Raw genomic sequence first — 12,314 nt, 5'->3', positions numbered from 1 at the left:
TAAAGGGGCAGCCACTTTTTATTATTTATTATAAAGATGCACATCGCGCTGCGGGAAAGGTATGGTTATATTGTTTTTATCCAGCGCTTTCTTAACATTCTCAACAATGTCGAAATATACCAGCCAATATTCTGTCGTTTTTACCCACGAACGTGTTGTGATATTTACACTACTATCTCCCAATGATTTAACGGCAATTACAAATTCCGGTTCAGGTAAAATCCTTGTTTCTGCTTTCAATACGTCTGAAATTACCTTTTTGGCCTTATCGATATCATCAGAATAACTGATCCCAAATTCAATATCCACTCTGCGGGTATCCATGCGGGTATAATTCATGGTTGCAGTTTCCGATAGCTGTCCGTTCGGAATTGTAACCATGATATTGTCAAATGTAAGCAAGGTGGTATTGAAAATTGAGATACTGCTGACCGTACCGGAATATCCTCCACCGGTAATGTACTCCCCTACTTTAAAAGGCTTCAGGAGAAGGATCATAACACCACCTGCAAAATTCGAAAGGGTACCTTTCAGAGCCATACCGATTGCCAGACCGGCAGCACCGAGAACAGCCAGGAATGATGTCATTTCAATCCCCAGCATACCTGCAACTGTAATGAATAAAACTACTTTTAGTGTGATACTGATCAGGCTGGTCAAAAACCCACGCAATGAAAGATCAAGATTTCTTCGTTCAAACCCTTTTTTTACAGCTTTCATCACAAATTTAATCAGCCACCAGCCGATAATCAGTACGATAACTGCATAAATAAGTTTTAAGCCATATTCTGTGGCATATTTAATTAATGACGCCAACAGGTCTTTAATTTTTTCAGCGTCCATAATTGCTTCACTTTGCATAAGGTGTATATTATTATTTGTGGTCAAAAATAAAAAATTACGGTGAATCTTATATACACGGCATAAAAAAACGCCCTTTGAATAAGGGCGTTATTAAGCAAATGTATTTTTCTTACTATTTTACCATATGTACATCTCTCTGAGGGAAAGGTATTGATATCTTATTTTTATCAAATGCCTTCTTAATGTTTTCTGTCGTATCAAACATTACGGCCCAGTAATCTCCTGTATTTACCCAAAGACGAACGGCAAAATTCACAGAACTGTCTGCAAGTTCAGAAACAAGAATCTGATGAGCAGGATCTTTTAGGACACGGCTGTCAGACTCGACATAATCCTGAATAACTTTTCTGGCCTTGTCAATATCATCATCATAGCCAATACCAAATATAAGATCCACACGACGAACCGGTTTGGTAGTTTTATTTACCAACGCACCATTGGAAACAGGAGCATTTGGCAAAATAATTGTTCTGCCATCCGGGGTTTCAAGAATGGTGTGAAAGATCTGAATTTCCTTTACCACTCCTCCGTGACCTGAAGATTCAATGAAGTCACCTACCTTAAAAGGTTTAAGAATTAAAATCATAACTCCACCTGCAAAATTCTGAAGTGTACCTGAAAGGGCCATACCGATTGCCAGACCGGCAGCTGCCAGAATAGCGACAAACGATGTCATGGCAACACCTACCATCTGCATTACAGAAATGACAAGGAGAATTTTCAAAACTGCACTGATCAAAGAAATTAGAAACGGACGAAGCGATTCATCCACATTTCTTTTTTCCATAATTCGCTTCAGTTGTTTTGTAAATCCTTTTATGATCCACAAACCAACTATCAGAACAACAATTGCCAGCAACAAATCCGGCGCATAGTCCATGACCATATCCATGAATTTCTCAGGATTAAAATTGAGTTTTTCCATTTTTCAATTTAAATTAAGTTAATAAGACGAGATTTATACTAGTTGTACTAGAATTCCTTTTTTAACTGTGCCACCCAGTTTTTAATCCTTTCTTCAGACAAACCGGCCTGGTTCTCAAAGTCCAGTGCCAATCCTATAAATTCTCCGTTTCTGTGTGATACCGATCTTTCAAATTCATACCCTTCAGAAGAGGTATGTCCAACTACTTCAGCTCCTTGTCCCACAAGAATATCAGCCATGAGCCCAATTCCGTCAACAAAGTTTTCAGGGTAATCCTTTTGATTTCCTAAACCGTAAATTGCAACTTTTTTCCCTTTCAGGTCTGCATTTTCTATTTCGGGGACCATTTCGTCCCAATATGAGGGTAACTCACCATCGAACCAGGTTGGTACACCCAGTATCAATGCATCATATTTGGCAAGATCCTCACCTTTGGCATTATCCACATCAACAACTTCAAGCCCTTTTCCCCAGTTTTCAATAATATGTTTTGCTACTTGTGAACTTTTTTTTGCAGTATAGCTATAAAACAATGCTGTCATTTAAATTTGGTTTTGCTGTTAATTTTTTAAATCATAAGTAAAACAGTAGTTAACTTATTTTGTTCGATCACAAATTTACGGTCCGAGGCTTTCTTTTTAACAGAGAATATGTAAATACTGCCAAAACAAGCAATACCGTTCCAAAGTAAAATCCGGGTGTCATCAATTCGGATTCACCAAATATAAGAAAAGCCAGAAAAATTCCGTAGACCGGCTCCATATTAATGGTCAGAACAACCTGAAATGCACTTAATGATCGCATGACATGGATTGAAGCCATAAATGCATATGCAGTGCACAGCAGCGAGAGTATGAGCAGCCAAAACAAATCAGACAGATTTAATGCTAACGTCACTGGTGTAAAGGCAGCATAAACCGGAAGAAATACAGATAATGCAATAAAACCACCAGCCATTTCAAAAAGTGTTATAGTTACAGGTTTGTATTCCTTCTGAAACCGCTTGTTAAGCACCATAAACAGGGCACCTAATACAGCAGATGCCAATCCCGATATGATACCTAAGGTGTATTCAGATTCAAATTTAAATATGATAACAATAGCACCTATAATAATCAATCCCAGAAAAAACTCAAGAAAACTGATTTTAGATTTGTTGAATAACGGTTCCAGCAAACTGGTAAACAGAGCTGTTGATGCAAAACAGGCTAAAGCCACACTAACTGTAGATGATTTTATAGATCCGAAAAAGGCAACCCAATGAAAGGCCACAATAAAACCGGTTGCCAAATATTTTACCAGATTTTTACGGTCTGGTACAACAAGCTTACCTGTAAACTTTAACCAAATAAATAAACCAATAAACGCAAACAACATACGATACCATACCATTTCAATAGCAGGCAGTGAAATTAGTTTTCCAATAACACCGGTAAAACCAAGAATTACAACTATAAAATGAAGATGTAGAACATCGGTAATATGCTTGTCCTTTCCTATCAAACCGGTTGCTTTTTGTGTATGAACAAATTTAACTGTAAAGCTAATTCAATTCCATAAATTGATTTGTAGGTTTGGATAATTTTTATGATTTTTGATTCAAATATCAACCTAGATGATAATTGAGCATTTTACTCAACTTTCGATAATAAGCCAAATAATCGCTTTAACTCTGCTGTTCACGCTTTTAGTCCAGTTATTTTACTATTTATGGTTTTACAGCAGAATTATATTCACGAAACTTTCAAAGGATATAAACGCAAATAATTTACCTCCTGTATCCGTGGTAATATCAGCTAAGAATGAGCAATACAATCTTCCGGAATATCTACCATCCATACTTGAGCAGGATTATCCCGATTTTCAGGTGGTAGTGGTTGATGACTGCTCGGAAGATGAAACATGGGATATACTGGAACAACTGAAGAAAAAATATACCAACCTGTATACAACAAGAATTCATTTTGATCCGATTTTTAAACACGGTAAAAAAATGGCTTTATCGCTTGGTATTAAAGCAGCCCAAAACGACATACTTGTGTTTACCGATGCAGATTGTATGCCTGCCGGCAAGGACTGGCTACGACGTGTAGTGAGTAACTACAACGACAACACGGAAGTAGTGATTGGTTACAGCCCGGTATTAAAGGACAAGGGATTTATAAACCGAATGATCCGATACGATAATGTGTTCACCGGGATTCAATATTTGGGATCAGCACTTGCAAAGAAACCATACATGGGTGTAGGACGAAATTTATCCTATAAAAAATCTTTATTCTTCAGTCAAAAAGGATTTTCTCCTTATATTCAACTTATGTCAGGTGATGATGACCTGTTTATCAACAAAGTAGCTACAAAAACAAATTGTGCAGTGGAAATTTCTCCTGACGCGCATGTATTGACAAAAGCAAAAAACAGTTGGAAAGACTGGATCATTCAAAAACGCAGACACCTTACAACAGGTAGGTATTACCGGTTTGGCGACAAATGGCGTTTAGGAGTAGAAATAGGATCCAGATTTCTGTTTTATGTAACGTTCATAATGGCATTGATCCTTATCCCTTATACATGGATAGTTATTGCAGTATTCGGATTAAGATTCCTTGTACAGGGATTAATTATTAATCTATCCGCTAAAAAACTCAAACAACCACATCTGTTGTTTACCTTCTGGTTGTTCGACATTGTGATGCCTTTATTAAATGCCTGGCTATCATTTAAGAATATGAGAAACCCCAAAGGGATTAAATGGAAATAAACCGGGACAGCAAACAGAAAGTAAGAGATCAGGAGCTCGTAAAAAAGGCACTTGGTGGTAACAGTGCTGCATTTTCCTCTCTCATGGATTTCTATTACGATGCCATTTATTTCACGCTTCTGAAAATGGTTAATAACTACAGCGATGCGGAAGATCTGACAGCTGAAGTTTTTGGCAAAGTTTTTAAGTCGCTGGATCAGTATTCAAACGACTATGCATTTAGCACCTGGTTGTTCAGCATTGCCACAAACCATACCATTGACTTTATGCGAAAATCAAAAAAACTGATTCTTTCCATTGAAGATAATGATGACTCAGGTATGGAACCTACTTCGGTGATTCAGGATGACCAGCCTGGACCCGAGGAAAACATGATACGCCAGCAGGAATACAAAAAGCTGGAGAAACTCATCGAAAAGCTGAAACCGTTCTGGCAGGAACTCATTCGTTTACGGTATTATAATGAATTGTCTTACGAAGAAATTGCTGAAAAACTAAATCTTCCAATGGGAACTGTTAAGAGTCAGCTTTACCGGGCAAAAGACTCGTTGGCTAAACTATATAAGGAGCACAAGGAACAGTAATTACAAGTTAAAAGGTAAAAGGCAAAAGGTAAAAGGTAAAGGTTAAAAGGCAAAAGTTTGAAGTTTTAAGACATTATATAATGAGGTTTTGAGATATGAAAAAAATTGAAATGGTTGATCTACGGTCGCAGTATTTAAGAATGAAAGAGGAGATTGATAATGCTATTCAGGAAGTTATTGATTCCACAGCATTTGTTAAGGGACCTGCGGTAAAACGATTCGAAAATAACCTGGCTGATTTTCTGGGGGTAAAACATGTGATTGCATGTGCTAACGGAACCGATGCATTACAGATAGCATTAATGGCACTTGGGCTAAAACCAGGTGACGAAGTAATTGCTCCAACATTTACATTTATTGCATCGGCAGAGATAATTGCATTATTAGGATTAACTCCGGTTTTGGTTGATGTAGATCCGGATACTTACAACATTTCCGTTGATGCTGTTGAATCTGCCATAACTGAAAAAACAAAGGCTATAATTCCTGTTCATTTGTTTGGCCAGAATGCCGATCTGGATGCCATTATGGAGTTGGCTAAAAAATATAATCTGTATGTGGTTGAAGATGCCTGTCAGTCCATCGGATCAACTTATTTCAGTAAGGACGGTTCGGTTTGCCAGTCGGGCACAATAGGAGATATTGGTTGCACCTCGTTTTTTCCGTCAAAAAATCTTGGCTGTTATGGCGACGGTGGGGCTGTTTTCACTCATAGTGATGAACTGGCATCAAAAATCAGAGCCATTGCAAACCATGGTATGATGGTTCGATACTATCACGATATGGTTGGGGTAAACAGTCGTCTGGATGGCATTCAGGCTGCCATTCTGGATGTTAAACTAAAACAACTGGACGATTTCGGATCACGCCGCAGTTCTGCTGCAGCCTATTATGACAAAGCACTTGAAGGTATTGATGAATTGCAGATACCTCGTCGTTCTCAACTGTCTACACATGTTTTCCACCAGTATACCATGCGTGTAAAAAACGGAAAACGTGATCAGCTGAAAGATTTTCTGAATAAAAAAGACATCCCTGCGATGGTCTACTACCCCGTTCCGCTGCATTTACAGAAAGCCTATATCGATCCGCGTTACGATGAAGGTGATTTTCCGGTTAGCGAACAGCTGAGCAAGGAAGTTATTTCATTGCCCATGCACACTGAACTTTCTGAAGATCAGTTGTTGTATATTACAGAGAGCATAAAAGCGTTTTTCAGATAAGACACAAATACCAGGTATCAGGACACAAGATGTGCAAAAAAGGCAAAAGGTAAAAGGCAAAAAGTAAAAGCAAAATGAAAAACCTCGTAGTTCTTACAGGAGCAGGCATAAGCGCAGAAAGCGGACTGAGAACCTTTCGCGACATGGGAGGTTTGTGGGAAGAATACGATGTAATGGAAGTCTGTAGTCCGCAGGGATGGGAGCGTGATCCTGAACTTGTCCTGAACTTTTATAACATGCGCCGGAGACAACTTCTGGATGCAAAACCTAATGCGGCCCATTATGGTCTGGCCGATCTGCAGGAATATTTTAATGTACAGATCATCACTCAAAACGTGGATAACCTTCATGAAAAAGCCGGATCAAAACAGGTGCTTCACCTCCACGGCGAGTTGATGAAAATTCGTTCAACGGGAGATGAATCGCTTATTTATGAAGTCACTCCTGAAAATATTGACACACACATTGGTGATACGTGTGAAAAAGGGTTTCAGTTGAGACCCCACATTGTATTTTTCGGAGAAGCTGTCCCAGCCATTGAAGATGCCATACCTGTATGCGAAAAAGCAGACCTTTTTGCGGTTATTGGTACATCCATGAATGTATATCCAGCTGCCAGTCTGATCCATTATACGCCTAAAGGCATTCCGTTGTTTTTATTGGATCCCGAACCCGCCAGTCTGATGTACAGTATGGATGTAATTGCCGATAAAGCTGCGGCGGGTATAGAAATATTAAAACAAAAACTGATGAAATATGTATAAACCACTTTTTATTATAGCGTTATTGAGCGTAATAACCTTCAATACCAGGGCTCAGAAATTCGAAGGTGGTCTCATTGCAGGTCTCCTGGCCAGCCAGATAGATGGTGATTTTCTTGGTGGATACAACAAAGCCGGCGTTACATTCGGAGGCTGGGTTGGTTATCCAATTACTGAAGATTTTTCTATGCACGGGGAACTACGTTATATTCAGAAAGGGAAAGCCAAACTACCAGTACCGGAAGAGGGTATCATCAGTGAAACAACACGACTGAGTTATCTTCAACTTCCTATAATGCTACAATATAACCTGCAGACCAAATGGTTTTTAGAAGGTGGTTTTGGATTTGGTTATCTGTTTCATTACAGCTTTCTGGAAGGTGGAACAAAGTTAAACGAAGAGAACTACCCCATCCAGGCGGACGAATTTTTCTATGGAGAACTTTGCTTTCTTCTCGGAGCCGGTTATCACATCAGCGACAAACTAGCTGTGAACCTGAGATTTACAAACGATATTTTTCCTATAGCAGACCTGACAAACGCAGTAGGAACAAATCCGTGGATAAATCCCGGGAGTTTATTTAATAAAACACTGGAACTAACCCTGATGTATTCCATAGATATCAGGAACTAAGCGTTTCAATGCCAAAGCAGAAACCAATATTCGAAATTTATAGTTATGGAATCTATTCCAAATGGGACCGTAATTCAAGAGATATTCCAAAAATCCTGAAAATCACGGACAAAATACCCGCTGAACTTGATATTGAATTCGGGTATCTGCTTAAAATAAAACGGGGCAAAGGTATAAAACTGGACTTTGAAATTGACCATCCACCTTTTAAAGATGAATCAGGAAAAACAGCAGCACCTTTCCGTGGCGAACACTATGTTAACAGTAACGACTGGGAATTTTTTCTGGGTGATACAATCTGGGAACCGGTAGGTGATAAAACGGGTAAGTGGACATTAACGACTACCTGGAAAGGCAAAATGGTAGCGCAAAAAACTCTGTATGTTGTAAAAAATTAAAATACACAGGCTAATCACCTTATAACATGCACCTTAAATAAACTATACATATACATCATACATTATAAAAACAGTATAAAAACCTGATTAAATTCATGTATTTTCTCTGATTCGTAGTTATACTTTTGCAAAAAATTTTTTGAAGCTATGAGTCGTTTAATGCAAACAAGATTGTGGCCTTATATATCCATCACTTTTGGTCTTTTTATATTCTCAATAGGATGGACGGCTTTTCTTATTCCATCTGATATCACCGGTGGTGGAATTGCTGGTGTTGGAACAATTATTTATTTTTCCACAGGAATTCCTGTTGCTCTTACATACCTGTTGGTTAACGTATTATTACTTATTCTGGCTTTTAAAATACTGGGGCCGGGCTATGGCTTAAAAACCATCTATGGTGTTGCGGTTCTAACCGGCTTTCTGGCATTATTTCAGCATTATATTCATGAACCGGCGGTACAGGAACCTTTTATGGCCTGTGTAATTGGAGGTATTCTTTCGGGTGTAGGGACCGGAATGGTATTCTCAGGAGGTGGCAGTACAGGAGGAACCGACATCATTGCATCAATCTATAACAAATACAGACATACAAGTCCGGGAAAAGTCATTCTGTTTTGCGATGTCATAATTATTGGCTCATCCTACTTTGTATTTAAAAAAATTGAGACCATAGTTTATGGATTAACCGCAATGGCCATAGCTTCTTACACCATCGACCTGGTTATCAGTGGGGTGAAACAATCAGTTCAGTTTATGATATTTTCGACCAAATACGAGCAGATTGCTAACCGGATCAATACCGATATGAACCGTGGCGTTACCGTTATCGACGCAACCGGATGGTACTCAAAAGAAGAACGCAAAATTGTGATGGTGGTAGTTCGTAAACCTGAAGCGCTTGAAGTTTTCAGGATCGTAAAGGACATTGATCCTACTGCGTTTATCAGTCAGGGGTCGGTAATGGGTGTTTTCGGTGAAGGTTTTGAATCAATTAAAGCCTGATTTTTTTGTAATTAAGACCTAAGGCTTATTTTTGCAGTTTATTTGCAAAAATGAATTTAGCCACACTCATAATTATTGCCTTCGGTCTTTCAATGGACAGCTTTGCAGTATCGGTATCCTGTGGCGTAATTCACCGCAAAATCATCCTGAAGGATTTCTTTATTACAGCATTTTTCATGGGACTATTCCAGGGCGGCATGACATTGATCGGTTACTACCTTGGATTAAGTTTCAGGGAACATATTGAAGCTGTAGATCACTGGATAGCTTTCGGATTACTTCTGTTTCTTGGCATTAAAATGATTTACGAAGGAACCAAACATGAAGAGCAACGTAACTTCTGCCCTTCAAAACTAAATGTGATCCTAGGATTATCCATTGCCACCAGTATTGACGCTCTTGCTATTGGTGTTAGCTTTGCAATCCTGCTAACCTCTGCTCCCTTTAATGCATCTACAATAATAGCTATTACCACCTTTTTTATGTCATTAATTGGTATATTTACAGGTGCCAGATTTTCAAAAAGCCGTAAATTGCCATTTGAAATTATTGGTGGAATCGTCCTGATTGGCATTGGTGTTAAAATTTTAATTGAACACACAATACTTTATTAAACAATCTATTATGACTCCGGAAAAACTCAATCAGCGTGAAGGCTGGGTATCAGTATTCGGTAATATTATACTGTTTGGCATAAAGTTATGGGCAGGGATCGTATCCTCATCAGCTGCATTGATTGCTGATGCCTGGCATACGTTATCTGATTCTTTCAGTTCAATTCTGGTTTTATTCGGAGCTAAACTATCTGAAAAACCTGCCGATAAAGAGCACCCGTTTGGCCACGGGAGAGCCGAACTGGTCATCGCCTTATTAATTGGAGCCCTGCTGGCGGCTGTAGCCTGGGAGTTCTTTATGGAAGGAATATCGCGCTTTAAAAACAGAGAGGCTGCCAACTTCGGTATTGTTGCTATTATTGTAACTATTATTTCCATAATTTCGAAGGAAGGAATGGCACAGTACGCATTCCGGATCTTTAAAAAGACGGAATCCCGAAGTGTAAAAGCAGATGGGTGGCATCATCGCAGCGATGCCTTCTCTTCGCTTGTGGTTTTAGCAGGTATATTCTTAGGTAAACATTTCTGGTGGGCCGATGCTGTTTTAAGTATTGCAGTCGCTTTGCTCATTTTATACGCAGCTATTGAAATAATCAATGACAGTGCTAACAGGATATTAGGTGATGAACCGGATAACAGGACATTAAAAATACTTAAGTCCATTTGCGACCGGTATATAGAAAGCGATACAGTTCACCACATTCACATTCATAAATACGGAAGGCATTCTGAAATTACGTTTCATATTCGCATGAATCCTGAAATGACACTGCACCAGGCACATGATATAACACTGAAAATTGAAAAGGATGTGCGGAAAGAAATGAATATGGAAGCCACCATACATCCTGAACCGTGTAAAGCCAACGGTCAGGATTAATTATTTTCCATCAGCTCGCGGGCATTATTCAGGGCTGTTTCAGTAACATTTTCTGAGCTCAGCAACGTTGCAATTTCATGTAACCTTTCATCCTGCTGTAATTCCACCACATTAGAGGAAGGCTTGTCGCCATCCAACTTGAAGACCTTGTAATGGTGCGATCCACAGGCTGCAATCTGTGGCAAATGGGTAATGGTAACAACCTGCATCGCCTCTCCCATCCGTTGCATAATTTTCCCCATTTTGGCAGCAATTCCTCCGGAGATACCGGTATCAATTTCATCGAAAATAATTGTTGGAAGTGCTTTGCTGGAAGAGAGCAGACTTTTTAAAGCCAGCATCAGACGCGATTTTTCACCACCCGACGCAATTTTTGAAAGTGGCTGAGGTTCATGTTTTTTATTGGAGGAAAACAGAAAGGTTATCCGGTCCTTTCCTGTCTGGGTAAAAGCAGACACCGTTTCGTGCTGAACCTTTAACATACCATTCGGCATTCCCAGTTCCTGCAACAGCTCCGAAGATTTTTTTTCGAGCTGGGGGAGCACTTTTTTTCGCGATCCGGACAGTTCACCTGCCACTTTTTCAAGAGTAGTAAATGCCTTATTCACATCCTTCTCCTTATCCAGTATCGCATCCTCATACCCCGTAATATTCGTTAGCTTTGTCTCCAGTTCCTCTTTCAGCAGTATCAGCTCCTCAACGCTTCCAACCCTGTGTTTATGCTGCAAATCATTTAAGAGGTTCAGCCGGTCTGTAATCTCTTCAATACGTTCAGGTAGGTATTCAATATCATTGGCCTTCAGTTCTGCTTCACCCGCAATATCTTTCAACTCAATAATCACGCTTTCCAGTCTCTTTTCCAGCTCTTCAGCCAGCGAAAGATATGTACCGATTTTATGTGCTGCATTGCGGGCCTCAGTCAAAAGGTTAAGTGCTCCGTTAGTTTCATCGTCAATTGAACCGGAAATTTGTGAGAGTGCCATTTTGATTTCTTCAGCATGCGTCAGTGCTTCCAGTTCTGCTTCCAGAATTTCCTGCTCATCTTTATCTGTTAATACGGCCTCTGCCAGCTGATCAAACTGAAACTGAAAATAGTCCTTATCAGCCGCAGCGTTATCTGCCGTTTCTTTTAGTTCCTGTAACTCCCTTTTTAGCCTGAACCACAACTGATATGCCTGCTGATAAGCATTATAAACCGCTGTATTCTGAGCCATACCGTCAATGATCTGAAGCTGAAAGCCACTGTCGTTTAACAACAGGTTCTCATGTTGCGAATGAATATCAATAAGTGATTCTGTAAGCAACTTTAAAATATCAAGCGTTACCGGCGTATCGTTTACAAATGCACGGGACTTTCCGGCAGGAGTAATTTCCCTTCGTATAATGGTTTGATTATCAAAATCAAGATCGTTTTGCTTAAAAAAAGGTTCAAGCCCGTAGCCCTCAATACTGAACTGAGCTTCCACTACACATTTTTCATCCTTGGTAAGGATGGCAGACAAATCGGCCCGCTGACCAAGGATCATATTTAAAGCGCCCAGCATAATGGATTTACCGGCACCGGTTTCGCCGGTAATTACTGACATTCCATTGTGAAACCCGATATTCAGGTTTTGGATCAACGCAAAATTACGAATCGATAAAGATCTGAGCATAAAGTATGGT

Annotated in this window: 14 protein-coding genes; 9 read left to right on the top strand and 5 right to left on the bottom strand. The window is 39.5% G+C overall.

The window, feature by feature from the left end; all coding sequences use genetic code 11:
- Positions 1-21 precede the first annotated feature (21 nt).
- The 4 genes from ACE1ET_RS13995 to ACE1ET_RS13980 form a co-directional block, all read right to left on the bottom strand.
- Complete coding sequence (locus tag ACE1ET_RS13995) at positions 22-861, bottom strand: mechanosensitive ion channel family protein (protein ID WP_375729040.1); 840 nt, start codon at positions 859-861, stop codon at positions 22-24.
- Between the two features lie 115 nt (positions 862-976).
- Complete coding sequence (locus ACE1ET_RS13990; protein WP_375729039.1) at positions 977-1,789, bottom strand: mechanosensitive ion channel family protein; 813 nt, start codon at positions 1,787-1,789, stop codon at positions 977-979.
- Between the two features lie 47 nt (positions 1,790-1,836).
- The gene (locus ACE1ET_RS13985) at positions 1,837-2,331 is read right to left on the bottom strand and encodes a flavodoxin (protein ID WP_375729038.1); all 495 of its coding nucleotides are present in this window, start codon (positions 2,329-2,331) and stop codon (positions 1,837-1,839) included.
- 67 nt (positions 2,332-2,398) lie between these two features.
- On the bottom strand, positions 2,399-3,292 hold the full coding sequence (locus ACE1ET_RS13980; RefSeq protein WP_375729037.1) for a DMT family transporter: 894 nt from the start codon (positions 3,290-3,292) through the stop codon (positions 2,399-2,401).
- A gap of 112 nt (positions 3,293-3,404) precedes the next feature.
- Between ACE1ET_RS13980 and ACE1ET_RS13975 the strand changes: the two genes are divergently transcribed.
- From ACE1ET_RS13975 to ACE1ET_RS13935, 9 genes are all read left to right on the top strand, one after another.
- Complete coding sequence (locus ACE1ET_RS13975; RefSeq protein WP_375729036.1) at positions 3,405-4,550, top strand: glycosyltransferase; 1,146 nt, start codon at positions 3,405-3,407, stop codon at positions 4,548-4,550.
- The gene (locus tag ACE1ET_RS13970; RefSeq protein WP_375729035.1) at positions 4,541-5,134 is read left to right on the top strand and encodes an RNA polymerase sigma factor; all 594 of its coding nucleotides are present in this window, start codon (positions 4,541-4,543) and stop codon (positions 5,132-5,134) included. The genes ACE1ET_RS13975 and ACE1ET_RS13970 overlap by 10 nt, the downstream gene beginning before the upstream one ends.
- Positions 5,135-5,244: 110 nt before the next feature.
- Positions 5,245-6,357, top strand: a complete 1,113-nt coding sequence (locus tag ACE1ET_RS13965) for a DegT/DnrJ/EryC1/StrS family aminotransferase (protein WP_375729034.1) — start codon at positions 5,245-5,247, stop codon at positions 6,355-6,357.
- A 74-nt stretch (positions 6,358-6,431) separates the two neighbouring features.
- Positions 6,432-7,121, top strand: a complete 690-nt coding sequence (locus ACE1ET_RS13960; RefSeq protein WP_375729033.1) for an SIR2 family NAD-dependent protein deacylase — start codon at positions 6,432-6,434, stop codon at positions 7,119-7,121.
- On the top strand, positions 7,114-7,752 hold the full coding sequence (locus ACE1ET_RS13955) for a porin family protein (protein WP_375729032.1): 639 nt from the start codon (positions 7,114-7,116) through the stop codon (positions 7,750-7,752). The genes ACE1ET_RS13960 and ACE1ET_RS13955 overlap by 8 nt, the downstream gene beginning before the upstream one ends.
- Before the next feature lie 8 nt (positions 7,753-7,760).
- Positions 7,761-8,150 carry a DUF3859 domain-containing protein gene (locus ACE1ET_RS13950; protein ID WP_375729031.1) on the top strand — a complete coding sequence of 130 codons (390 nt, stop codon included), beginning with the start codon at positions 7,761-7,763 and terminating at the stop codon, positions 8,148-8,150.
- A gap of 147 nt (positions 8,151-8,297) precedes the next feature.
- Entirely contained in the window at positions 8,298-9,155 is an 858-nt protein-coding gene (locus tag ACE1ET_RS13945; RefSeq protein ID WP_375729030.1) for a YitT family protein, read from the top strand.
- Between the two features lie 50 nt (positions 9,156-9,205).
- Complete coding sequence (locus ACE1ET_RS13940; RefSeq protein ID WP_375729029.1) at positions 9,206-9,769, top strand: manganese efflux pump MntP; 564 nt, start codon at positions 9,206-9,208, stop codon at positions 9,767-9,769.
- Between the two features lie 10 nt (positions 9,770-9,779).
- Complete coding sequence (locus tag ACE1ET_RS13935) at positions 9,780-10,649, top strand: cation diffusion facilitator family transporter (RefSeq protein WP_375729028.1); 870 nt, start codon at positions 9,780-9,782, stop codon at positions 10,647-10,649.
- Here ACE1ET_RS13935 and recN read toward each other — a convergent pair.
- Entirely contained in the window at positions 10,646-12,304 is a 1,659-nt protein-coding gene (gene recN / locus ACE1ET_RS13930; protein ID WP_375729027.1) for a DNA repair protein RecN, read from the bottom strand. The genes ACE1ET_RS13935 and recN overlap by 4 nt on opposite strands.
- Positions 12,305-12,314 lie beyond the last annotated feature (10 nt).

The organism is Quyinboa mangrovi (assembly GCF_042219825.1).
GTDB lineage: Bacteria > Bacteroidota > Bacteroidia > Bacteroidales > UBA5342 > JBHJHP01.
The sequence above is the reverse complement of the archived record's forward strand: the minus strand, read 5'-3'. Positions and strand labels throughout refer to the sequence as shown.